Annotated in this window: 26 protein-coding genes; 8 read left to right on the forward strand and 18 right to left on the reverse strand. The window is 36.1% G+C overall.

All coding sequences use genetic code 11. From position 1 onward, the window contains the following. Positions 1-20: 20 nt before the first annotated feature. Positions 21-1082, reverse strand: coding sequence for a glycosyltransferase (locus tag C1726_RS25435; RefSeq protein WP_102275941.1), 1062 nt, complete (start codon positions 1080-1082; stop codon positions 21-23). A 373-nt stretch (positions 1083-1455) separates the two neighbouring features. On the opposite strand from C1726_RS25435, the gene C1726_RS25440 reads away from it, so the two are divergent. Next, entirely contained in the window at positions 1456-2460 is a 1005-nt protein-coding gene (locus tag C1726_RS25440; RefSeq protein WP_102275706.1) for an NAD-dependent epimerase, read from the forward strand. Positions 2461-2598: 138 nt separating this feature from the next. On the opposite strand, the gene C1726_RS25445 is transcribed toward C1726_RS25440, so the two are convergent. The 5 genes from C1726_RS25445 to C1726_RS25465 all read right to left on the reverse strand — a co-directional run bounded on the left by C1726_RS25445 (position 2599) and on the right by C1726_RS25465 (position 6837). Continuing rightward, positions 2599-2970, reverse strand: coding sequence for a hypothetical protein (locus C1726_RS25445; RefSeq protein WP_102275707.1), 372 nt, complete (start codon positions 2968-2970; stop codon positions 2599-2601). A 183-nt stretch (positions 2971-3153) separates the two neighbouring features. Continuing rightward, the gene (gene sdaAA / locus C1726_RS25450) at positions 3154-4032 is read right to left on the reverse strand and encodes an L-serine ammonia-lyase, iron-sulfur-dependent, subunit alpha (protein ID WP_102275708.1); all 879 of its coding nucleotides are present in this window, start codon (positions 4030-4032) and stop codon (positions 3154-3156) included. 345 nt (positions 4033-4377) lie between these two features. Beyond that, complete coding sequence (gene sdaAB, locus C1726_RS25455) at positions 4378-5040, reverse strand: L-serine ammonia-lyase, iron-sulfur-dependent subunit beta (protein WP_102275709.1); 663 nt, start codon at positions 5038-5040, stop codon at positions 4378-4380. A gap of 38 nt (positions 5041-5078) precedes the next feature. Beyond that, the gene (locus tag C1726_RS25460) at positions 5079-5762 is read right to left on the reverse strand and encodes a helix-turn-helix transcriptional regulator (RefSeq protein ID WP_235822850.1); all 684 of its coding nucleotides are present in this window, start codon (positions 5760-5762) and stop codon (positions 5079-5081) included. 415 nt (positions 5763-6177) lie between these two features. Beyond that, entirely contained in the window at positions 6178-6837 is a 660-nt protein-coding gene (locus C1726_RS25465) for a DedA family protein (RefSeq protein WP_235822851.1), read from the reverse strand. Between the two features lie 179 nt (positions 6838-7016). On the opposite strand from C1726_RS25465, the gene C1726_RS25470 reads away from it, so the two are divergent. After that, positions 7017-7595 (forward strand): YkoP family protein, encoded by a 579-nt coding sequence (locus tag C1726_RS25470; RefSeq protein ID WP_102275711.1) that lies wholly within the window; start codon positions 7017-7019, stop codon positions 7593-7595. 47 nt (positions 7596-7642) lie between these two features. On the opposite strand, the gene C1726_RS25475 is transcribed toward C1726_RS25470, so the two are convergent. Next, positions 7643-8494 carry a metallophosphoesterase gene (locus C1726_RS25475; RefSeq protein ID WP_102275712.1) on the reverse strand — a complete coding sequence of 284 codons (852 nt, stop codon included), beginning with the start codon at positions 8492-8494 and terminating at the stop codon, positions 7643-7645. Positions 8495-8625: 131 nt separating this feature from the next. Here C1726_RS25475 and C1726_RS25480 point away from each other — a divergent pair, with 131 nt between their 5' ends. Together C1726_RS25480 and C1726_RS25485 are read left to right on the forward strand one after the other, a co-directional pair. Then, positions 8626-9177, forward strand: a complete 552-nt coding sequence (locus C1726_RS25480) for a hypothetical protein (protein ID WP_102275713.1) — start codon at positions 8626-8628, stop codon at positions 9175-9177. A gap of 200 nt (positions 9178-9377) precedes the next feature. Then, positions 9378-9671, forward strand: coding sequence for a hypothetical protein (locus tag C1726_RS25485; protein WP_102275714.1), 294 nt, complete (start codon positions 9378-9380; stop codon positions 9669-9671). 97 nt (positions 9672-9768) lie between these two features. Here the strand turns inward: C1726_RS25485 and C1726_RS25490 are convergent, their stop codons facing one another. From C1726_RS25490 to C1726_RS25520, 7 genes are all read right to left on the reverse strand, one after another. Continuing rightward, entirely contained in the window at positions 9769-10284 is a 516-nt protein-coding gene (locus C1726_RS25490) for an undecaprenyl-diphosphatase (RefSeq protein WP_102275715.1), read from the reverse strand. A 258-nt stretch (positions 10285-10542) separates the two neighbouring features. Then, positions 10543-10815: an FmdB family zinc ribbon protein gene (locus C1726_RS25495; RefSeq protein ID WP_102275716.1), complete on the reverse strand. Its 273-nt coding sequence runs from the start codon at positions 10813-10815 to the stop codon at positions 10543-10545. Positions 10816-10836: 21 nt separating this feature from the next. After that, the gene (gene fmdA, locus C1726_RS25500; protein WP_102275717.1) at positions 10837-12015 is read right to left on the reverse strand and encodes a formamidase; all 1179 of its coding nucleotides are present in this window, start codon (positions 12013-12015) and stop codon (positions 10837-10839) included. 267 nt (positions 12016-12282) lie between these two features. Further along, positions 12283-12516: a group-specific protein gene (locus C1726_RS25505; protein ID WP_102275718.1), complete on the reverse strand. Its 234-nt coding sequence runs from the start codon at positions 12514-12516 to the stop codon at positions 12283-12285. 351 nt (positions 12517-12867) lie between these two features. Beyond that, positions 12868-13050 carry a hypothetical protein gene (locus tag C1726_RS25980; protein WP_142385112.1) on the reverse strand — a complete coding sequence of 61 codons (183 nt, stop codon included), beginning with the start codon at positions 13048-13050 and terminating at the stop codon, positions 12868-12870. 152 nt (positions 13051-13202) lie between these two features. After that, complete coding sequence (locus C1726_RS25515; protein ID WP_180968303.1) at positions 13203-13631, reverse strand: Mov34/MPN/PAD-1 family protein; 429 nt, start codon at positions 13629-13631, stop codon at positions 13203-13205. Between the two features lies 1 nt (position 13632). After that, entirely contained in the window at positions 13633-15552 is a 1920-nt protein-coding gene (locus C1726_RS25520; protein WP_102275721.1) for a coiled-coil domain-containing protein, read from the reverse strand. 359 nt (positions 15553-15911) lie between these two features. On the opposite strand from C1726_RS25520, the gene C1726_RS25525 reads away from it, so the two are divergent. The 3 genes from C1726_RS25525 to C1726_RS25535 all read left to right on the forward strand — a co-directional run bounded on the left by C1726_RS25525 (position 15912) and on the right by C1726_RS25535 (position 18282). Beyond that, a complete protein-coding gene (locus C1726_RS25525) occupies positions 15912-16670 on the forward strand; it encodes a BMQ_0737 family morphogenetic spore coat protein (RefSeq protein WP_102275722.1) in 759 nt (252 codons plus the stop codon). A gap of 139 nt (positions 16671-16809) precedes the next feature. Beyond that, the gene (locus C1726_RS25530) at positions 16810-17301 is read left to right on the forward strand and encodes a hypothetical protein (protein ID WP_102275723.1); all 492 of its coding nucleotides are present in this window, start codon (positions 16810-16812) and stop codon (positions 17299-17301) included. A 9-nt stretch (positions 17302-17310) separates the two neighbouring features. Further along, positions 17311-18282, forward strand: coding sequence for a CgeB family protein (locus tag C1726_RS25535; protein ID WP_102275724.1), 972 nt, complete (start codon positions 17311-17313; stop codon positions 18280-18282). A 313-nt stretch (positions 18283-18595) separates the two neighbouring features. Here the strand turns inward: C1726_RS25535 and C1726_RS25540 are convergent, their stop codons facing one another. Beyond that, the gene (locus tag C1726_RS25540; RefSeq protein WP_102275725.1) at positions 18596-19261 is read right to left on the reverse strand and encodes a glycosyltransferase family protein; all 666 of its coding nucleotides are present in this window, start codon (positions 19259-19261) and stop codon (positions 18596-18598) included. A 125-nt stretch (positions 19262-19386) separates the two neighbouring features. Here C1726_RS25540 and C1726_RS25545 point away from each other — a divergent pair, with 125 nt between their 5' ends. Continuing rightward, positions 19387-20319 (forward strand): glycosyltransferase family 2 protein, encoded by a 933-nt coding sequence (locus C1726_RS25545; RefSeq protein ID WP_102275726.1) that lies wholly within the window; start codon positions 19387-19389, stop codon positions 20317-20319. Here C1726_RS25545 and C1726_RS25550 read toward each other — a convergent pair. From C1726_RS25550 to C1726_RS25560, 3 genes are all read right to left on the reverse strand, one after another. Next, positions 20316-21230: a glycosyltransferase family 4 protein gene (locus C1726_RS25550; RefSeq protein WP_235822852.1), complete on the reverse strand. Its 915-nt coding sequence runs from the start codon at positions 21228-21230 to the stop codon at positions 20316-20318. The two genes, C1726_RS25545 and C1726_RS25550, sit on opposite strands and share 4 nt — an antisense overlap. 94 nt (positions 21231-21324) lie before the next feature. Beyond that, positions 21325-22542 (reverse strand): glycosyltransferase, encoded by a 1218-nt coding sequence (locus C1726_RS25985; protein WP_142385113.1) that lies wholly within the window; start codon positions 22540-22542, stop codon positions 21325-21327. A 90-nt stretch (positions 22543-22632) separates the two neighbouring features. Then, the gene (locus C1726_RS25560) at positions 22633-24210 is read right to left on the reverse strand and encodes a DUF4214 domain-containing protein (RefSeq protein ID WP_235822853.1); all 1578 of its coding nucleotides are present in this window, start codon (positions 24208-24210) and stop codon (positions 22633-22635) included. Positions 24211-24238: the final 28 nt, after the last annotated feature.

Here is a 24238-nt window from a genome sequence, read left to right on the forward strand (position 1 = left end):
CTGTATGCCATTCCCAAGGCTTAACTCCCATATAACAGTTCGTCATAATACTTCGCCTGCTGAAGCAGCTGCTTATTTTGGTCAAATTTCTGTTCAATTTTATTTCGGGCTCTGATTGTGTATTCTTTCCACAGTTGTCTGTTATTCAGCATAAATTCAATTGCCTCTGCCAGCTCATTCACATTGTTTTCCTTGACCAAGATTCCATCTTCATTATGTGTGACCAATTCAGGGATTCCAGCATGAAAAGTAGAGATAACTGGTACCCCTGTTGCCATAGCTTCTTTGATTGTATTAGGAATCCCTTCCACATCACCATTAGAGGCTTCCAGACTTGCGGCACAAAAAAGATCGGCACTGGCCATATGGTCATGCACTTTGTCTTTATGGAGATAATTTACCAGCCGAAAAGAATCCCCCAAATTTAGCTGATTAGATAATGTTTTAAGGTAACCATTAAGCTCTCCTCTTCCAATAATGGTGAGCGTGGCATTTGGAAATTTATCCTTTATTTTTTGAAATGCTTGCATTAAGATGTGGTGACCCTTTTTTTCGACAAATCTTCCTATTGATAAAATGTTTTGTGAGCCTTCTAGCACCGGGGGACGGTATTTAAATTGATTAAGGTCCACACCGCCGTATAAAATTCTTATTTTTTCAGCGGGACATCCCCATAAACTAATTTTATCGGCAAGATAATTACAAACTGGAAAAAAACGTTCGCCATGATCAAAAAGCAATTTCATATTCTCATAATAATTTGCAGGCTGGTTTGCCAGGGTTGCATCTCTTCCCCTAATGCTTGTTACTAATGGGAGATTTGTCCTTTCTTTAAAAGGGAGCAGCAATATGCCAAATTGGCCATGGTGAGCATGTAAAAGGGATATATTATTCTTATTTACATATTCTTTTGGGGAGGAAATTTCATTTAAATAATGAACCTTCTCATTCAGAAGAGAATTATCTACGATATACTCAGGCAGGCGGATTAAATGAATGTATTCATAGCCAGGAACTTGCCGAATCTGTGGAATATATTGAGTTGGATCAACTCTTAAATTTAAATGCATAGCAGTAGGCAAAAAAATCTTCTCCTTTCGTTCAAAATCAGAAAATTTTCTGGTCCTTTCCAAATAAATTATGCACGATTTAACTAGATAGCTTGGGCTAAAAGGAATTTTTAACTCGTAAGGGTCATCACTGGAAGCAATATATACAACCGCAGCCATGGCAGATTTTATGTGGAGCACAAATATACTTGCCCAACCTGATGTCTGGTAGGCTGACGCATATACATCTTGTGATCTATTGAATATAAAATATGGAAGCTTAAACCTACATTCCCTTTTAAAGGAGCAGAAACATGAAGAGTCGATTCCGTCGAAGGTTCATTGAAAAAATACAAGTGATGAATCTAGTGAATGAAAACAATAAAGAAGAATTGGAAGAAACACAATGAATATCTTAGTAACCGGAGCAGCAGGCTTCATTGGGTACCACTTATCAAAGCATATGTTAACTCTTGGTTATCATGTTATTGGTGTTGATAATCTAAATGAATACTATAATGTTCGTTTAAAGCTAGACCGGGTGAAACTGCTAGAAACTAACACAGACTTTGAATTTCACAAGATAGATTTGACAAATAGAGAAAAGGTAAATGAAATTTTTAAAACTAAAAATATTAAAATAGTTGTAAATTTGGCAGCACAAGCTGGGGTACGCTACAGCCTCGAGAACCCGCATTCCTATATTGACTCAAATCTGGTTGGGTTTATGAATATTTTGGAAGCATGCAGACATTATAGTGTAGAACACTTGATATATGCTTCATCCAGTTCCGTTTATGGAGCTAATAGGAATATTCCGTTTTCTTCTAATGACTCCGTTGATCATCCAGTAAGTTTATATGCTGCCACAAAAAAAGCCAATGAATTAATGGCTCATACTTATAGCCATCTATTTAATATACCAACCACGGGGCTTCGGTTCTTTACGGTCTATGGTCCTTGGGGCAGACCTGATATGGCTTATTATTCGTTTACGAAAAATATTATAGAGGAGAAAACAATAAAGGTGTTTAATAATGGAGAAATGCGAAGAGATTTTACTTATATAGACGATATAGTCAATGGCATAATCCTTTTGCTTGATCACCCTCCAAAATATAACGAACATTGGGATAGGCAAAATCCAATTCCAAGCTCAAGCTATGCCCCATATAAAATATATAATATCGGCAACAATCAACCGGTTAAATTAATGGATTTCATCCATACTTTAGAGAACTTAACCGGCAAAAAGGCAAAAATAGAATTTGCGCCCATGCAGCCAGGTGACGTAAAAGAAACTTATGCTGATATATCCGATTTGCAAACCGATGTGGGGTTTTATCCTCAAACATCGATTGATAAAGGTTTATCCGAATTTGTTGATTGGTACAGAGAGTATAATAAGTGACCCTTCCTGCAATTCAGAAGGGTTACTTCTAGTTATAGCTCTTGAATTCTATATCAGAAATTTATTACCTTAATACACAGGTTCCTTTCTAGGAAAATAAAAAAAGCGCCATATAAGCGCCTGATGATTGTGCATAGCTTAGCTCACTTTATTATTTTTCCCTTCAATCATTAAGATTGCTTCTTCGTTTTTTGCAATTTTCGTTAATTGGGCATCTAATCGCTGATTGATTAAACCTAATTCTTCTTGAAGGACTTTATTAAATGAATTGCCTTTAAATATTTGGAAAAAGTCCTTAAGTACATCTGTTTGAAATGAATCCATTTTCTCCAAAATCTCTTTAATATCAGTCAAGTCAATTTGATTCACTTCTACTCTATGTTCAATGCTGTCCATTTTTTCTAAGCGGTCCAGCCTATGTTCAACTGTTTTAATGTTTTTGCCGATTTCAGCTATTTCTTGCTTCATTTCATTCATCCCAGATAATATTTGCTTTAGTATCTCCTCCATAAAAATCGCTCCCTATTTTTTTGGTAATTTTATATTATCATTGTTCCTATAAGGAATCTGTGTATATTTATTTACACTTTTTATAATGTTCAATGAAATTTTTGGAAGTATTAATTGCTGACTACTAAGAAAGAAAAAGCCTAAATCCTATTATTAATCAGGACCTAGGCATTGAATATCCTACTAATTTTTCTTTCCAAAAATTTCAGCTTCCAACCTTCTTCCGGTAGGTGTGGCAGCAAGTCCACCTTCTGCGGTCTCCCTAAGTGCTGATGGCATGGATTGCCCAATAAGGAACATCGCATGTATAACTTCATCACATGGGATTCGGCTTGTAATTCCTGCTAAAGCCATATCGGCAGCCGTCATCGCATTAGAAGCACCCATAGCATTTCTTTTTACACAAGGCACTTCCACTAATCCAGCAACAGGGTCACAAACAAGACCTAGCATATTTTTCAATGTAATCGCCATCGCTTCAGCCGCTTGGCGAGGTGTCCCGCCAGCCAGCTCAACAATCGAAGCAGCAGCCATTCCGCTTGCAGATCCCACTTCAGCCTGACAACCGCCAGCAGCTCCCGAAATGGACGCATTATTCGCTACAACAAATCCAAAGGCTGCGGACGTGAATAAAAATTCAATCATTTCCATTCTTGTAGGGTTTAATACTTCTTTCACGGCAAATAATGTACCAGGAACAACTCCAGCTGAACCAGCAGTTGGTGTTGCACAGATTGTTCCCATGGCAGCATTCACTTCATTCGTTGCAACCGCTTTGCTTACCGCATCCAATAGGATATTTCCGGATAAAGCTTTTCCACTTTGAATATATTTCTGCAGAAGGACTGCATCTCCCCCTGTTAAACCAGAAACAGAAGTCACACCGTTCAATCCTCGCTCTACCGCTTGTTCCATCACAGTTAAGTTTCGATCCATCTTAGCGATGATCTCTTCTCTTGAAAGACCTGTCACTTCCATTTCCTGCTGAATCATAATTTCTGCTATTTTCACTTGTTTACTTTCTGCAAGTTCAACAAGCTCCGCTACGTTTCTGAATAACATGATTTCACCCCTAATTCTTGGCTGCTTTCATTTTAGTTAAAAATTCACAACTTACTTTTTTAAAAGATAAGATTGTATTACTTTGGAGTTAGAGAATTGTCTAGCTTTGGCGGCTAGGGGCTCGAGGTCATAAGCCAACTCGGCAAGAAGGCTAAAGAGCAGCCTTCCTGCCGATTCGACTTATGCTTGTCGCCCCTGGGCAAGCCGCCTCCGCTTTTCGGATTGTTTAGCTTTGGCGGCTACCCCCTCGAGGTCATAAGCCAAACTGGCTAGAAGGTTAAAGAACAACCTTCCAACCAGTTCGTCTTATGCTTGTCGGGGGTGAACGAGCCGCCTCCGCTTTTCTTAGTCAACCATTCTAATCGTCTGCGTTACATTTGGCAGCTTTTCGATTTCTTTCATGATCTCTTGGTCGATCTTTTGGTCGACTTCAATGACCATTAATGCCATTTTTCCTTTTTCTTTTCTGGAAACTTCCATATGCCCAATATTAATTTCATGATTCGCTAATATTTGCGTAACAGCTGAAATCACACCAAACTGATCATTATGAACAACAAGAATCGCTGGATGTTCACCAGATAATTTCAATTCAAAGGAGTTTAGCTCTGTTATTTCAATCGTTCCACCGCCAATCGAAATTCCAACCACCTCTAAATCACCTTTGTCATCATATAAATTAATGCGAACCGTATTCGGATGTTCTGTCACTGTATCTTCTACTTGAAAAACAACTTCCATTCCTGCTTCCTCTGCAAGCTGAAGCGAAGTGGGGATACGCTCATCAAATGTATCAAAATCTAATAACCCGCCGACGATAGCCACATCTGTTCCATGTCCTTTATACGTTTTTGCAAAAGATCCATATAAAGAAATCACTGCTTTCTTCGGCAAACGGTTAAATAATGTTCTGGCAACACGTCCAATCCTCGCCGCACCTGCTGTATGAGAACTGGAAGGACCGATCATAACGGGTCCAATGATGTCAAAAGCTGATCTATATTTCATTTCATAAGCTCCTTTATTTATAATTGAATGGATGAGAATTACTTATGCTCAGCTAGCTCTTCTGTCTGGAACTCATTCATCGTCCTAATTTTTTGCAAATAATTGTATACGGTAAACTTGGAGACACCTAGTACGGATGCGACATATTCAGTCGCTCCCTTTATAAGGAATGTCCCCTTCTCTTCAAGCTGACGAACACATTCCACCTTCTCATCTAAACTCATTAATGAAGGTGCTTTTTTAAAGCCATGGAGAACTTGTTCCACCATTTCATGTGTCACATCCTGAACAGAGGTAAAGAAGCTTTCTGATTTTGCCTGCTGCTCATCAAAATTGATAAATTCTTCAATTTCTCCGCCGAATTGCATGAGGAGGCTGATATCGTAATTTATACATAATGCGCCAATTACTTTGCTTTCCTGATCACGCAGGAAAATAGTAGCCGATTTCATGATATTCCCTTTCTTCGATTGCGTTTTATAATTAGGAATATCTTCTATATCTCTTTTCTGTTTTGCCAATTCATTTAGGACAAGGTCTGTTATAGGAGATCCGATTTCTCTCCCTGTCACATTCCCAGCAATATGAATGAGTGATTTCTTTAGATCAGCAAAATCATGAACAGCTACCTCACAACGGGAACCGAACATTTTAACCAGCATATCGGCTGTGCGAATTGCTAAATCAAAAATCGGCTGATGAGATTCCTTCAATTCAGACACTTCCCTTACATTTATGTCAGTTTTCTATATATATAAGTTAATAACACTTTATAGATCCATCATACCACAAAAAATAGATAGTTAAAATAATATTTTAATAGCTACAAAAAAATTGTAAAACGAAAAAAATCCACACTAAAACTGAGCGTTTCCTAGATTTCATAATGGTAAACACAGGTCTTTTGTTTATTAATTTTTTCATAAAAATTACTTGATCCGTTTTTATTAAGGATACATTCCTCAGTATCCATAAATTAATAAATATAAATTTTTCAAAACTCCAGACTTAATAGGTAGATAAAAAAATGCTTCCCCACACCAATTTAAAGATTATTTGAAAGGAGTAATGTAAAAAGCATCGCTTCAATATAATAAAATTCTTGCAAAAAGGAATGGATAAATCATTGACAGTTTCCTACGATTTCCCTTTTTGAATGTCCAACCTCTTTTTCACCTGAGTACGCCATTTTAAAAAGAGAAAAATAATTAACATACTAAATAATATGATTAAGATAAACTTCATAAAATGTTCTATCCAAGTGAAAACTAACTGCCATTGATTACCGAACACATAACCGATACCGATGAATATGGAAACCCATAAGGATGCCCCTGTATATGCATATAATGCAAAGGTTCGATATGGAACTTGAATAATGCCCGCAAAGTAGCTGTTAAACTGCCTGACTCCCGGCAAGAAGAAACCAAATAAAAGCATTTTGTTGCCATATTTCTCGTAAGCTATTCTTGTTTTCTTTACATATTCTGGTTTCAGGAATAGCCATTTTCCGTATTTTTCGATAAGTGGCATACCCAGCTTGTTTCCAATCCAATATGCTATTGATACTCCGAGCACCGTTCCAGAATGTGCCATTGCTAAAGATGGCAGAAGTTCGAGAACATTCTTGTGTGCTAAATATCCGGTGTATGCAAGTGTTGAGTTTCCTGGAGGTATCGGAAGAGCAATTAATTCCAAGGGCAGACCGAATAACAACACCAAATATCCATATTGAGCAAACAAACGTTCAATGAATTCCATAAACTCTCCCCATTCTTGTTTACTTACTTCATTCATTTGTTAAACCTATAAAATTATAGTTTGTTTACTTATCGACTTTATACAGAAAAAAGTGATTAACAACATAGCTGAATATCTTTTTTGATACCTAATTCAGGCCTAAATTACCATAAGTAAAGATTTCTTTTTTTGATAAAAATAATATAAAAATGGGTAAGAAAAAGGAGTATAGGAACATGAGGGATTTCTTAATCTCCATTTGGTTTATAATCGATCCTTTTTATTTGAAGTGCACTCGTCTTACATTCCCTTCTTGTAAGGAGAGGAACATTTTTAGAGTGAGGTTAACAAAATATAAAGGCAGGAAAATTATTCTTTCAGATGGGACATTGATAAACAAAAATGATACATTAGTTAAGATTCATCTTCACAATGTAAGACTGCTAAAGGAATTTAGAAACATTAACAGTGAAATTAGAAAAGCAAAAATGATTTATAGGTACGTTCAAATGTCTTTACCCGGAATAGAAAATTATATTCAAAATCATACTCATTCTAAAAAGATCAAAGGGATCGTTGGAATAACCATGTTAATCAAAGGCAGTGAAAGACTCGGATTTGAGATTATTGACATTTCTCATCCTATCTATAAATGGTTTAAACGATTCGCTTTCTTGCCAATCGAGATTTTATCAAGCAAAAAAACATCTGCCTGGGATGTACTTAAGCACCATAATCCAAGCTATTTATTTATGTCTACAAATAAATTATCTAAATATGTTCAGGCATGGAGTGAGAAAAATTCTTTGTTATGATAATTTTTTATAAAAAAAGAAAAAGCTGTTAAAAACAGCTTTTTCTTTTATATTGCTTTTACAGTTTTTTGTTTGCCCATTACTAAGGTTAGCTCATGAAGGGTGATTTCAGGACGGCTCCCCACACGGATATTCAAACCTGTTTGACCAAGCCCTTCACTGATATAAAATGGTTTTCCATCTTGTTTATGAAACCCCTTTATGATATTCATTCGGGCTAGTTTTCCCATTTTGGCTAAGTGATAGGCTTTGGGATAACAAATTTGTCCACCGTGGAAATGACCGGCAAGTAAATAATCAAAATGATAATTTTTCATGTGCAGCACAATATTTGGGTCATGCGTTAATACTAAGTTTGTTCCTGAAGTAACTCCTTTATATGAAGTTTCTAGGCTGCTTCGATTTGTACTAAAGTCATCGATTCCAATGATATTAACCCATGTTCCCTGTACATAGATGAGGTCATTTTCATTTTGTAAAACCTTGCAGTTGTTTGCAGCAAGTGTCTTAATTAAGTTTTGTAAATCCTTTTGACGCAGGACATAATCATGGTTGCCTAAAACAGCATAAATTCCATATTTGGCTTGTAGTTGATTCAACACTTCAAGATATGGGGTTAGCTTCGGAATCGTACGTTTTCGGTCGAGAAAATCACCGGTAAGTGCTATCAAATCAATAGGCTCACCTTTTAATTTTTCATAAAGTTCATTAGGAGAAATCGAAATATTTTCTAGGTGTAAATCAGAAAGCTGGAGAATATTTAATTTCGAAAGTTGTTCGTTGGATAATTCTTCATTGATTTTCAATTTATTGATCACGACATCCTTCGTGTTTTTATTTCCTTTTTTAAAGAAATAATAAAGAAGAAACACTAAAACAGTAATGAATAATATGTTCAATTGTCATGCCTCCTTCCTGATAAATTATACAGGAAGAATGCTGGTACTTTTATAAGTAATAGATGGGAAAAGTACCATTTGGTTCTATTATTTTATTTGTTGAAGATTGAGTTAAACTGTAGGGGTGTCAAATGGAAAAACGAATGAAAACTGTTTTATTCCTGCCTTTTTTACAAATTTCATCTCGTCATGACCAAACCGCCATTTTAAGCTTTAGTTACGGTAAAATAGAAAAAATCATTTCCCATATTTACCTTAAATGGATTCACTTATTTCCAAGGTTATACAACAGCATTTATATAAACTCTGGCTATAATAATAGAGAGAAAAATAAACGTTATCGCTTGTACGAATGGTTATTTATGTCTTTTATGATGAAAATTATAAAAGCAAATGCAATCTTAACAAAACCTGGAGGAGTAACAAATAGCGAAAGTCTTTTTAAGCGGAAACCTATTTTCATTTATGATGCTTTGCCTGGTCAAGAGGAAATTAATTTAAAGTATTTAAAGGAAGCTGGCCTTGTGTTTCATTTAAACAAGGGAAATATTTGTGAACAAATCCTTTCCATTCTTCAAGATAAAGATGGAATAAATAGGTATCAACTTCAGGTAGCAAATTTTCATTCTCAAATCTATTCAAAGGAACCCTCAGAAATAATAACCAATATTTTAATGGACTGAAAAAATAGTACCAAATCTTTTTCCCTATATGTGCTTGAGTCTGTTCATTACATTTTTTGTCTCAAGCAGTTATCAGCTGGTTTTATGAAATTAAGTCCTTTTGAAAAAGATGTCAGCATTTTCAAACCCCTGTAAGCAAATATTAGATAATGGAAGTGAAAGATTCACTTCTAAATTCTCTATAGAGGAAGTGCTTGAAAATGAATAACTGGCTAGCAGCGCTTTTCAATACAATGAGTAAGCAAAACATGATGAAGATGTTTGGCAGAAAAAAAAATAATAAAGGTATTGTCATGGCATCTTTATTAGGTCTAGGAATTAGTGCAGCTGCATATGGGTTAAAAAGAAATCAAAGCAGCAATATGTTGCGCCCTATTCAAAAGGTTATGAATAGCATGCAAATGGGAAGAAATGGAGATAAACAAACCAATCTTGCTTTAGCAGAGTTTGCGAAAGAATTAGGACCTGATTTAAAGTCTTTAACAAATAAATAATCTTTACCAAAAAATGCCCACATTGTGATGGGCATTTTTTGGTGAAGACATAGAATTAAAATCAGTGCGCACATATTAAATACAATTAGGAATTATGTTATTGACGGATAAAATGAATATTTAAATGAGAGATTTTATCTAATATAATGCTGGTTATGGAGGCAATAAAGGCACTGCCGATTATATCAGATGGGTAATGATGCCCTACCCAAATACGAGAGAAGCCCGTCAATATTGATAGCACCCACATGATTGAACCAAGGAAACGGTCATAAAGAAAGATAGAAGTAGAAATAGCGAATACTAGCAGTGCATGTTTACTTGGAAAGGTAGAATCTATTTTTGATGGAATAAGTATACCGACACGATTTTTTACAAATGGACGTGGTTTAAAATAAAACCATTTAATTAAAGTATGAATAAACAATGTAATTCCCATAGACAATACTGCTTTATTTGCAGCATTTTTGTAGGAATCATTTCTAAACCACATGAAAACCAAAACAAATATAAATACAAAACGAATCCTTTTTGATATCCAAATCATCAGCACATCAATTGCTGAACCTCGTCCAGATAATCGATTGATATGCATAAATACTTTATTGTCCATTTAAATAACTCCTAAACCTAAAGATACAAATAATTTTCCCAACTGTAAAAGAAATATGTATAAAACGTAAAACAGGAATTTTCTGCCCTTTATAAAGTTCTTTCTTCCTGCGAATTTTAGCTGTAAATGGCTTTTTTGATACTTAAATTACCTTAGGTAACGCACAGTGAGAAAACCCAATTGTTATAGGAATTACTTTTGAATAGTTTTTAAATAATATGTAAAAAACGGCCGTTTAAACAGCCGCTTTAAACTATTTCAATTTCCAACTTGCCAAGGACGGCTAGCTGATTTGTTTTTTATTTTCTGCTTAGGTCCCAATTCTTCCCTTGTCATTCTGCGTGGCTCTATTCCTTTTTCAAATCGGGTTCGCAGTTCTTTTGAGTAAGAAAAAAGATTAGGCGGAAGATACACTCGTGTAGATTCTTCTAAACAATCTGGACATTCCGCCCGGTCTTTTTTACCAGTCATTGTTTTTAAAACCAATGTAAAATCACCACAATTTTGGCAGCAAAATGTATAACTGGGCATCAGAACTCTCCTCCCAACTATTTATTTCGGCATGATATCTTTATCAAATATTTGTGTTGGAATCGCAACTGTACAGCATGCATTTGGAATATCGACAATTCCATTAATTCGTCCTTCAACAGGAGCAGTGCTTAATAACATATATGCCTGCTCCCCTGTATAACCCAGTGTTTTTAAATATTCAATCGCATTTAAACAGGCTCTTTTATAGGCGATATTAGCATCTAAATAATGCTGCTTTCCATCCTTTTCATCTACTGATATTCCTTCAAATACAAGGAAATCTGAATAAAGGGGATCAACTGGACCTGGTTTGAATACTGGATTTTCTTGAATTTTATACTTTTCCATGCCCCCTTTAATGACATCTACCTTAAGGTCTATCCATCCTGCCATCTCGATTCCACCGCAAAAAGTGATTTCCCCATCCCCCTGTGAAAAATGAAGATCACCTACTGAAAGTTTGGCGCCTTTAACAAAAACCGGGAAGTAAATCCTTGAACCTTTTGATAGATTTTTAATGTCGCAATTTCCCCCATTTTCCCTTGGAGGAACAGTTCTTGCTCCCTCTTTTGCTACTCGGTCAAATTCGGCTCCTTTAAGGGTGCCAAGTACTGCTGCTTCAGGGTTAGGGGTGTTGGCAAGTGGAGGTACCCGGTCAGGATCTGACATCTTTAGCTCATTTTCTCGTTGATTCCATTTTTGTAAAAGCTCAAGTGAAGGTGCAACACCAATTAAACCAGGATGAATAAGTCCAGCAAATTTTACACCCGGTACATGTCTTGATGTTGTGTAAATCCCTTCAAAATCCCAAATTGATTTTGCCGCTTCTGGATAATGGTCTGTTAAAAAGCTCCCGCCATTTTCTTTTGCAAAAATACCGTTAAAGCCCCATTCATATTCTTGAAATGTGCCGATATCCAATATGTCAACTACTAAAAGATCTCCTGGTTCCACGCCATTTACATAAACGGGACCGCTCAAAACATGTACTCGTGCTAAATTCACATCCCTAATATCATTTGGGCTATCATTATTTTTAATTTGTCCGTCCGTCCAATCTTGAACTTCCATTCGAAAAGCTGTTCCAGGTTCAACAGAGAAGGCAGCCGGAATATCTGGATGCCATCTATTATGACCAGGATGAATCTGCTCCTCCATTGGTTTACTTAAATCAAGCTTGTACATTGTTTTTGGCATTTTATTTCCCCCTAAAATAAGTCATTCATTTCTAATGGAGTAAAAATATGTATGCGTTTTCTTGTACAAGTATATGTTTCGGAGACCGATTTATTCTAAATATCCCTGTTCATGCAGGTAATAAAACTATCATTACAAGCATCAGTCATATGGAATGATGACCAGCTTTGTTCCACTATACAGATTTACCTTCGTACATAACTTCGAATCAGACTGACACATAAGAAAACACCGCTGCATACATTCTCACAGCGGTGCAGAAATCTCTTATACATTTTTTAATACTAAATATAAACGATTGATACGTTCTTCCTTTTCTTCATTTGATGACAGATCGTACTTTTTTAATAGATGGAAAACTTCATTTAAGATGTCCTGAGTATGTTCCTTTTGAAAAAAGTCCTCAAATAAGTGGATTGTATCACTTGGTAAAAAATTCATTTGCTGCTCGTATTTAGCCTTTACATCATCGTGGGAATGATCTAATTTGCATTCGCTCATTTGGTTTCCCTCCTTGTTTTGTTTTATTTTACTATGCTTTTGAAAAAAACACCAAAGCCAAATTGATAACAGAGTTAGTTACTTGTAAAAGTGGAGGAAGTATAACTATAGGACATTTAGGGTATAGAGCATAGAGTTTATCAATACGCAACAATCCATTTTCAATATGTAGGTAGTGGATTTGAATTAGTTCGTCAGTAAAAAAATCAAGCACATTATATCAGCGATTCAACTGGAATAATGTGCTCGTTTACAAAAAAGGCAATTACATAATAAGGTCGACTAATAAAAATTATTATCTAAATTATAGAGTAGCTTCTTTTTCTTGGGTATATCTAATATTCATTCGTCCTACGACTTTTTTGGGTTTCTTCCACATCCACAGCCACCGTTTTTATATTTCTGTTTTATGGGATTCGCTCCACCTGGTATGGTATTGGACTTGATCTTATTTCCCATATAGGGTATGGATTCCGGAGATTGGTAAGATTCAAAAGATCTCTTTTGAATTTTTATTGCCTGTTTTTTTATCAAAATTCTCCCTCCTGGATGTTTAGGTGCTTTACTCTTAATTATATGTTTCATAAAAATATGACGTGTTTCGATTAAAACCCATTTTTCTGTTTCAAGGAAAAACTCTGATATAAATAAAAGAAGCGGCGATCTGCTCGACCCGCCGTCTTCATTCACTCATCCACAACGATTAATTTTATTGGGATTACCAATCCATCATTTATTTGAAAACAACCGACTTCTACATTCCCTTTATAAAAAGAAACAATTAAATAGGCTAAATCTGGATAAGGAGTATTTCCAATATCATGTGAAGATGGATAGGCAGGTGAGCTTGGATGAGAGTGAAATATACCTGAAATCTTTTCACCAATTTTATTTGCATTCTTTGAAGTAAGTTCAATTGACTCTTTAGACATAGAGAATCGGTTAGAATTAAGAGATTCATTTTTTATTTTCCATAGTTTTGTGCCGTTAGATTGTATGCCTGATAGTAACCCGCACGCTTCATAAGGCAGTGTTTCTTGACAATGTAATATCATTTCCTCATAAACTGCTTTTTTTATTTTAAAAACAGGATTACGAAGGTCTAAATTTTTCAAATTATCTTTGATTCCCGAAGTTCCCCATTCCTGTGGGCTGGGTTGTTTTATTACGTAAGGTAAAAAAGTCCATTGAACCATGCTGGGCGCTTTGACTTTTTGGAATGGGCTGGTATCCACGCTGCTGCTGCATCATTCTTTGAAACCAATCGACTTGTTGTTGGCCCTGTTGTTGGACTTGTTGTTGAACTTGCTGTTGTTGGATCTGATCTGACTGCTGTGTGGAATTATTTTGCTGATTAGGGTGGCTCTTATCTATCACGGATTGTTCAGTTTGTGTATACATTTGATTAGCTGAATCGACTTGCTGGTATGACTGGCGGTGTTCAGGAGCTGATTTTGATATAGGCTGATTAATATATTGCTTAATAAAATTCTCTTTTTCCTCCAAAGTAGATTCCAAAGCATTAAATTGAGCTTTCATTTGCTTCATTTGCTTTTCCCAAGTTTCTCTGTCTTTTTCGTACTGATTAATTTTCAAACGATAAAGTTCGATCTCTGCCTGGAATTTTTCTAGCTGCTGCGCGAGTACACGTTCTCCATCCTTCTTAGCTTTATAAATTTCAATCTCTTTCGCTTGAAGCTCTGCAGTAAGCTTTAGATTATTCTGTTCCATTTCTTCCATTTTCACAATCGTTGCTTTTGTCTCTTTTAGTTCAGTTTTTAATTCATCAATTTGCTTTGACCAAGACCCTTTTTCGGTATCGAAATGCTCAGACCTTTCTTTATATACATTTACTTGATCTTGCACGTGTTCAAGAACTTTAAGGTACGATTCTTTCTCACGCTGATAGTGATCCGTTAGCATATTAAATTCATCAATTTTTGACTCTAAATCCTCTTTAAGCTTTAGTTTCTCTGTTTCAAATCTCTCAAGCTTCGATAAGGAACTTTGTGCTTTCAGCAATTCATTTCTCATGATTTCAATCTGGTGTTCTAACTCATTCTTTTTAGCCTCAGACTTATCATATTCTTCTTTAAGAAAACTGACTTCTTGCATGAGCATCTCCTTCTCTTTTCTTATTTGACTAAGTTCTATAGTCTTTGCTTCCAATTGGTGTTTTAATGATGATGTCATGCGTACTAACTGCTTTGTCTCTGCGAAAACCTCATTTAAGTTAGAAGTGATTTTCTCTAGTCTTTTTTCATCGGATTGCCTTTGTGATGATATGTTTGAAATACTTTCATGTATCGAAGTATTTTCCTCTTCAAGATGAGCAATCTTATTTAGGAGTGTGATTTTTTCCTCATTATACCGATTGTTCGCTTCTTCTAATTTACTCATATCTTTCACATAGTTCTCCAGACGGTTTAACATTTCTATTTTCAGTGATTCTAATTCTTTTATTTTGGATTTTGCTTCTGATAATTCCGTTTGCAGATGACTAGCAGACTCAAGAGCAGCGATTTTTTCTAATTCCAATTGGGGTATCTTCTGTTGATAAGATACGTTTTTCTGTTGTAATTGTTCCTGTTTTTCCTTGATTCCCTGAAAGTCATGGCCCATTTTTTCATATTGATTAAATAACCGATCATAATCCTCAGTTTTTTGGTTCAATTCTTCCTCCCGTTCCCTCAGTTCTTCTTTATACTGTTGGATTTGTTCATGCGCTTCGGACAAATTATTTTTTTCAAGCATTGTGATTCTTTGCTGCAAGGCTGTATTTTCCATGAGAAGCTTATTATAATCATTTATTAATTCATCTCTTTCTTTATCACTTGTTCCTTCGGCTTTCGTTATTTTAGAGAGTTCTAAATTCAACCGCTTATTTTCACCTTTCAACATATTGATTTGTTCCAGATACCTCCGATCTCTAGTCTGACTATCCGCTCGGTAAAAGGAAAGTTCAGATTCCAGATGAATTACCTTCTGTTGGAGCTGTATATGTGTCAGCTTTTCAAACTGATTCCTTCTAATCATCAGTTTCTCCTCCTTAGTCATTTGCCCAGTTCTTTTTTTCATTCTATGCTTACTGGGAAAAAGTGTAACTGGATAGAAGGAATACTCCTTTCATCAAAAGTTTGACGTTCAAAAAACTAGAGATTCACAGCTGATTTCATTAAATGAATTAGGCTTATTTCATAGATAATTTAAATCACACCTCTAGAAGAAGGGAATATATTATGTATGGGTCAACTGTACGTAGATTTGCTTTCTCTAATTTCGCCCGACATGTACAACTAAAAATACACTCTAGCCTAAACACAGATCAAGGATAATCGCATAGTATACAGTAGGCTCAGCCCTATTAACAAAATAGTTGAGGAGATGATTGTTTCATGGATTTTAAATCAATAAGCGGTGGCCAGGAAACTTTATGTATAAAAGTAAATAAAGTTTATGACTGGGTCACTCGCCAAGCAGATGTGCCACTAATCGCCTTCACCGGCCCTGCTTCTCTTCCTGAAATTGGATTTGATTGCCCAAGCGGCGTAACCCCTACTCCAGGCGGTGCAGGTGACCCATGTGCTTTTCTAGGAGGTAATCTGACAGTAGAATGCTTCCCTACTGATGAAGAAGGAAATCCAATTGATCCGTTAGCACCTGGGGCCATTCTTTGCCAGGAGATCCCACAGCCAGAAGGCCGTGCGAGTGGACAATTCCAGTTACCTGATGGGTCAACTGTTACACTTCAAAAGGTAAAAGTGTTGAAAAAAGGCTTTATCGTTGTTCGAGTTTCTAACGCCGCTGGTCTAAGCTGTACTTCTGATCCAATTGCTTGGGCTGTATCTGAGAAGTTCTTCCTTTGCGCACCTCCAGGTACATTCCTTCAATGTGAAATTACTGACTTTGAGTGCGATGCAAACATCATTTGCCGCCAAGTTGGAATTACTCCAGGAGTATTCGAGTTCCAGCAGCTTGATATCTCAATCAATCTATGCCAAAACGTTCAAATGGAGGCAATGGTCAAACTAGAAATTACTGCAGACTTCTGTCAGCCACGCCCTGATATGCCGTTTGTATGTCCGCCATTGGCTTTCCCTCCTCAATGTCCAACAGTGTTTCCAGGACCTGGACCTACACCAACAGGGATTTAAAAAGAAATTGATTTCATACAGCTGGTTAACTGAGGAGTTCCCGCTCCTCTTTTTTGATTGAAAAAATAAATCGAAACATTTCATCTTATTTCATGCATAGAATGTAAAGATATCTTCGGAATATGCAAGGGGGATCGATATGTTTTTGAAAAAAAAGCCGAAGGAAACTGCTGAGGCATGTGTATGGTTCAGCTACACTGTTATGCTCCCAGATATTGATGAGGACGACAAAGAAGTGACAGTGATTGGCAATATGATAATCAAAAATACAGGTACTTCTGTGCTAAATACTCCAATGGTTTGTATACGTATTAAGCCTCCTGAAGATGTTCGGCTAGGCGGAAAAATCGGTTCTGTCACACATACTGCTTTAATGATAGATGGTACGAACAGCGAAGCATGGCATTACTTCCATGATAACTGGAAGGAACAAGCAGAAAAAACTGGGGAACATTGGCTTAAGCCTAACCGACTCCAAAAATTAGAACCTGGTGAAAACTTAACATTTGAAAACGAGATTCGAATTCCAACGACAAAAAGAGAAAAATTTGTTTTGATTGAGGGCTTTTTCTATAGTGATGAGATCAAAAATGGAATTGGGACTTTGAATAACATTTCTATCAATCTGTAGGAGAATGCAATGAAAATCCTCTTTATTTCTTCAGGGTATAATGGGATCTACGACCATTTTGAAGCATGGATAGTACAAGAGTTAAGCAAAAAACATGAAGTAAGGTACTTTCAGAATAAAAACGGACTTCGTTCATTACAATTACTGACAACAACATTTATGCCTGAAGCTGCTATCACAATGGTAGGCTTTAAGCTGCCTGTCAGCATGGTCCAATGGCTAAAAGCAAATAAAATAAAGACAGCGATTTGGTTCACAGAAGACCCGTATTTCATGGATCAAACGGCTGAACTTTCCCGTCATTACGACTTTGTTTTTACCATCGATACAGCAGCACTTGACTTTTATAGAAATAACGGCCACACTCACGCTTACCATTTACCGCTTGCCACTGAACCAGATATATTTATGCCTAAAGAGATGGTAGAGAAATTAAAAAGCGATTTATGCATCGTTGGCTACCCTTATCCTGATCGGGTACAATCTATCCAATTCCTTTTACAAAACACTCCATACATTATTAGGGTTGTAGGAAACTGGAAAAAACCATTGTATTATTATCAGCATAATCCAAAACTAATCATAAATGAAGGCTGGGTAAAACCATCCATAGCAGCAGATTTTTATAACTGCGCAAAAATCACCTTAAATACACACCGTCCATTTAACCTAAAACATAATCAAAATCGTCTTGGCATTAAAGGAAAAAGCATTAACAATCGAACCTTTGATGTTGCCGCGTGTGAGGCCTTTCAATTGATTGAATTCAAAGAGGATTTACCAAACCACTTCGTTGAAGATGAGGAAATAGCAGTTTTTAGAAGTAATGATGAGCTTCTAAAAAAGATTGATTATTATTTGCAAAATGATAGTGAGCGGCAAAGTATGGCAGCTAAAGCCAGAAATCGAGTATTAAAAGATCATACATTTGAAAAGCGGCTTGACAAATTAATTCATATTATTAGTAATTCCACCATCTAATGGAACTGGCAATAAATTATTTTAGGAAGAAGCGATTGAGATGACAATCGCTTTCCAAAGTCTATTTATCTGTTATTTCCATACTTGGTTGCCATATTAGGAGTTTTCTTGATCATCACTTGAGATGGAGCAACTTTTGTCATCTGCATTGGTCTTCCATGATACTTGCCATCAGCTGAATATATTTTATTAATTTTATTGCATAGACACATAGGATCACCTCACCTTCTTAATGTACAATATGAAAAAATTAAGTTTTTGCTTGTACTTCTGTACTTAATTATCAAATGTAAAGGATAAGCTATATTAAGCCCTAAAAATATCCTTCATAATTTTGAACGAATATTATCCTGTTTTCTTCGTAACCGTTTAGGTTTACTGTCCCTGTTGCATGGAGACACCATGGACGTATTTGCCTTGGAACTCCTACATCATATCCCGCTTTTTCAAATTCTAAGCTTTGAGAAACATCATAGAAATGCCAGCCTTGGAATAATTCTTCTCGCCATTCGAGATCGTACTGGGTCACCATGATTAAACCATCAATCGCCTTAACTTTCTCATAGTCTTCTATGACGGCGCGGTTAGCTAAAGTTCCTATTGTACTTTTGCCTTTAGGGGTATAATAAACCGCACCATATACGAGCTTACTATTCCACCAAACACCATTAGGAATCGTCTTCGCTCCCACCATTCCTAGCATTCCTAATTTAGGATATTTATTAAATAACGAAATAATATCGTGAATGAAATGATTATTAAGAATATAAGTGTCCTGATGCAGATATACTTTATATTTTGCATCACTTCTTTTCATCCCTTGATTGTATCCTGATGTCAAGCTTGAAGCATTCTCAATAGAAATTGTTTCGATTTCATAGCCTTCTGGAATCTTTAGAGAATGTATATATTGTAATGCTCTATTGTATTTTTCAGCATGATTCACACAAGAAATAAAGCATATTTTTTTGTTATTCAACTTGCAGTCACCTCTTTATTCGCATCATTTATAAATATATTCATTGATTTTCATTCACTTTCATTTATTAATATTTTGAAAGAGTATGTACGCTTTAGCATTATGATTAAAAAGGGGCGATATAAATGAAAGAAAACAACAAGGAAAGGTATCCGCTCGTTTCTATTTTAATTCCTACATATAACCGCCCACATTATTTTGAATTAGCTTTAACGAGCGCTTTGCAGCAAACATATCCAAATATTGAAATTCTTGTTGGCGATGATAGCTCAAATGATGACACAGAAAACCTTTTGCTATCCAAATATTTACCTGCTCATTCGAATATTACCTTTGTACGCAATCCACGCACTCTCGGATCTTTGGATAACAACTTAAGCTTATTTGAGAAAGCAAATGGGAGGTACATTAATTACTTAATGGATGATGATCTATTTTATCCAGAGAAGATAGAAAAAATGATGGCTTATTTTTTAAATGATCACAATGAAGAAATTTCACTAGTTACTTCTCATAGAAACCTGATAAATGAATATGGATTGCCTCTTCCAGATGGGCAATTGAATCAAAAAATAAGCAAAACAGATGCCATTGCTTCTGGAATTGAAATAGGAAACCAAATTTTAATGAATTGCCATAATTATATAGGCGAACCAACAACTCCACTATTCCGTAAACAGGATTTAAAAGAGCCTTTTGGGACGTTAAGAGGACGAAGATATCATTTCAGTGTAGATATGGCCTCTTGGATATTATTGTTATCAAAAGGAAACATAGCCTATATTTCAGAACCTTTAAGCTGCTTTCGATTACACCGAGATCAGCAATTACAGTCATATATGAAACAAGTAGAGGGAATTGAAGATTTAACTCATCTTGTTGTTAACGCTAAACAATATGGGTTTTTGCAGCAAAGGGAAGAATGGGAACAAGCTCTAATTGAAGTTTTAAATTGGATAAATAAAGGCTTTCTTTATTATCGAAAAGACAAAACGGAAATAACAAATAGATTACTTCAATGCCAGGAGCTTGTTCAAACAGAATTAAGTTTCCTTTAATATTTGTTAAACTCTGAAGTTAGATTACTCATTACTCGCGGCCAGTTATATTTTTGTGCTGTTTGTATAGCATTTGCAGCAAGATAATTTGCCAGTTCTCGATCTGTTAGTACTCTATAAATTGCATTTGCTACACCATCAGCATCTCCACTATTCACCATTAAACAGTTATGCCCATCTATACAAAATTCTTCATTTCCATTCGCTCTCGTAGTAACCACAGGTGCACCGCATGCCATTGCCTCGAGGATGGGCATACCGAATCCTTCATGGAAAGAGGTTTGGACAAAAACGCCACAATTCGCGTAAAGATAAGCGACTGTTCGATCATCAGGGACAGAAAAATGCAGTAAAGGGATATGGGGAATATTAGGCTGTTCTAATCCGAATGTAACTAAAGATACGCTGTTTAACATTTGATGAACCTTTTGTACAGCCTCGGCGGTTACATGAAAGCCTTTTAAATGTTGACTTTTTCTACTGCATGCCAAAATGCGAAGCGGATCATAATCGTGCGTTCTATTTGGTCTGAAGACATCATGATCAATAGCGATTGAAACATTCGCAGCCTGTTTTTGAAAACGCTGCGCCAATTGTTGAGTTGTCCAGTCTGCTACCGTTATATAATGAATATTTTTCTGGTAGGTTTGAAGAACTCTTGCCCTCATTTCTGGTGAATGTGGGTAATAGCTCTCTTCAATATCTTGTACAAGGTAAAATGGGATGCCCCGTCCATTTTGAAACGGATCGCAGCTAGCAACCACGGTGTCTAGTGTATTCCACCAAGTCGCAACTTTTATCGCATCCATTAGCTTAAGCTGCTGCAGCATTTTCTGATAGTTTTTAAATCTCCTTGTCTGCACCTTTAGCGGAAACCATCGCGGGTGATTATCTAATGAAAACAAATGCACCCGGTAACCCAAATCATGTAAATGATTTATATGTTCAAATACATTCTTAACTCCTCCTGAAACACCATTAGCTTCAAGGACGTATACAATTTCTCTATGATTTAAGGATGTGATAATAACCCCTCCATTTCAAATCAAATTGTTTACCGGCTTCAAAATCCTTAAGCATGTAGTATTTAATTTTTTGATGTCCTCCTCTTGTTTGACCTTCTAAATGAATAGCTGCTGCTGGGCCGCAGTAAACCACCCTCCATCCTTTTAATCTTGCTCTGAAGCAAAATTCTACATCCTCAAAACCAGTAAAAAAATCTTCAGAGAAAAGGCCTAAATCTGCAATGGCATCCTGTTTAATTAGAAATAAGGCACCTGTGACAGCATGAACATCATTAACGGCAAGGGCAGGTGCGTAATCTGCGGCTAATCCCACGTATCGATGGTAAAGATCTGCGCCCATTCCTCCATGCTGAATGGTTTGATTTGGATAAAGCAAGCGTGCACCAACAACACCAATTTCTGGTGAGCTTTTTATAGTACTTAGCATTTTCTCTAACCAATCAGGTTGATGAAAAATAATATCATTATTAACGAGAGCGATATGTTTACCTCTAGCGTTTCTAATTCCTTGATTGACTGTGCAGCTAAAACCCTGGTTTTGGTTTTTTAATATGACTTTAATATTTTCCTGTGATCCCCATTCCAACAGCTGCTGTTGAATATGCATGGTACTTCCATCATCCACGACGATAATCTCGTAAGAAGTTTTTGTGGTCATCGATTTTAAAGTGTTTACGCATTGTTTGACTAAATCAACTTGATTAAAGCTTGGAATAATGCAGCTTACAATATCTTCGAACTCACCTTTCCAAGGAGGATTAGGTGAACTTAGAAGTAACATGCATTCCTCAGATGTTAATATATCTCCTAAAACTGTAAACCGACTGCCTCGTTTCTTAAGCATTCCTACAAATCCATACAACCCTCCTATATCAGGTTCACGATATAACAATTCTCTGTAAAGGCTCTGAACAAATAAAGTTTCATTCGATTGAAAGAACGTTCTTAAAATTCCAGCGACTGTTTGGTTTTGTCTGGCGAGAATGGCAGGCGGGTGATTGTAATACTGCATACATTCATTACTTTGCAGGATAGATTGGATAAGGGAGATTTTGCTGTAGCCAGACATGAAAAGATTCTGATAATGTTCGATTTCAATGGAATTCGCTTCCCGAAGTAGCAACTCTCTGTATAAACTAGTAACAAAATCTGGTCCATCTTTTTGGTAAATATCATATAACTTTTGAATGATTCTCAACTCAACCACCCCAGAGAAATAAAAATGTACAAAATAAATTATTGATTGAAAAACACATAAAAGATTTTGCTTATTACTTTCAAGTCGGATTTACATTAGTAAAAGTGCTGTACATTCAGGAGATGTCAGAATAGATGCAATAACAGACATCCTGCTTCCGCCTTGAATCAGTAGATTTAAAAAGCCTTGCATTCCTTCTTCATCAGGTTCACGAAATAGCAATTCTCGGTATAGGCATTTGACAAAAATCGTATCATCGTAATCGTTTAATGTTCTTAAAACTTCAATAATCGTTTGATTAGATCTAATTAGAGCATTGAGAGGCTGGTTGAAATGCCGACTACATTCTTCACTTTGTAAAATGGCTCCTATTATAGATAATTTGCTAACGCCAGAGAATAATAGATTTCGATAATGCTCAAGTTCAATTGGGTTTGGCGAACGTAATAATAATTCCTTATATAACCCATTAATGAATTCAGAGTACTCGCATCGACATAACTGGTAAATTTTTTCCATCACTCTAAATTCGTTTTCGTGATACGAGTTTATTTTATTTAAACCCTCATGAAACCTTCCACCAGTCAATTGATTTAAAGCATATGTTAAATCCTTTGCAGCCAGGTCAAAGGTAAATGTATGGTCAATGAAGCTTTTTAATTTATTGCCTCTATTAGCTGCATCTTTATAATTTACATAGATGTTCCTCATCCCTTGCTTCAAATGTTCAACAGAAGCTTCTGCCCATAACTGATCATTTCTATAGCCGTGATAATGAGGTTGTGGCATTACCGGAACGAAGTGATAGGGAACTAAATAACTGTTTTGTTCGTAAAGAAAGTCAAGCTGACCTCCCCATGCTGTCGCAATGACCGGGAGACCCCGTTTACCAGCTTCAAGCATTGGGTAACCAATTCCTTCCCCACGGCTCGGAAGAACGAAAGCACTGCAATGATTATATAAACCTTCCATTTCGAATTCATTTCTAATGGACAAGTCAATATAATATCTTCCAGGATCGTTATATTTTCTGCTTTCCGCCGAGACCAGTTCTTCAATCTTTTGGTTATTATGTGCGCCAGTTTTAATAATAAGCACTACATCTTCATTTGATGAAAATTCCTCGAAATAGGCTTTGAGCAATAAATCATACCCTTTCCTTTCAATCCATGTAAAAATAGATAAAAAACGAAATGAAGGGAGCTGATGAATGTAAAATGGAATTTGACTAGAAAAAGAATGTAAGATTTGAGGAGATAAACATGGTCTTATTTTAAATACTGGAACTCTTATTCCAGCTTGGCGCATGACCTGAACATTATGTTCACTTGAAACAAAAACAGCATCCATTTCATTACACTTGCTTATCCAATGATCAGGAATTTTTGATGTTTCCCAATAAGTGAAGCCAATAGTTATTCCAGGCATCCGACTCCATGAATCAGGGGGCTGATGTAAGATATATACTTGATTTCCGATAGCATTCGGCTTTTCAATTAATTGTCTAAACAAAATGCTTTGATCTATAGGGAGTTCTAATTGAAATCCATTGTTAATTAAATCAAGCTTTACATCGATTCCATTTGAATGTAGCGCTAGAAGATATTCCCTAGTAGCTCTACTATAACCTGAATGATCATAAACTGATCCTTTCCAGACAATTTGCACGATCATCTCTCCATTTTCCATCGTTGCG

It is taken from the genome of Cytobacillus massiliigabonensis, from assembly GCF_900199725.1.
Classification (GTDB): Bacteria; Bacillota; Bacilli; order Bacillales; family Cytobacillaceae; genus Cytobacillus; species Cytobacillus massiliigabonensis.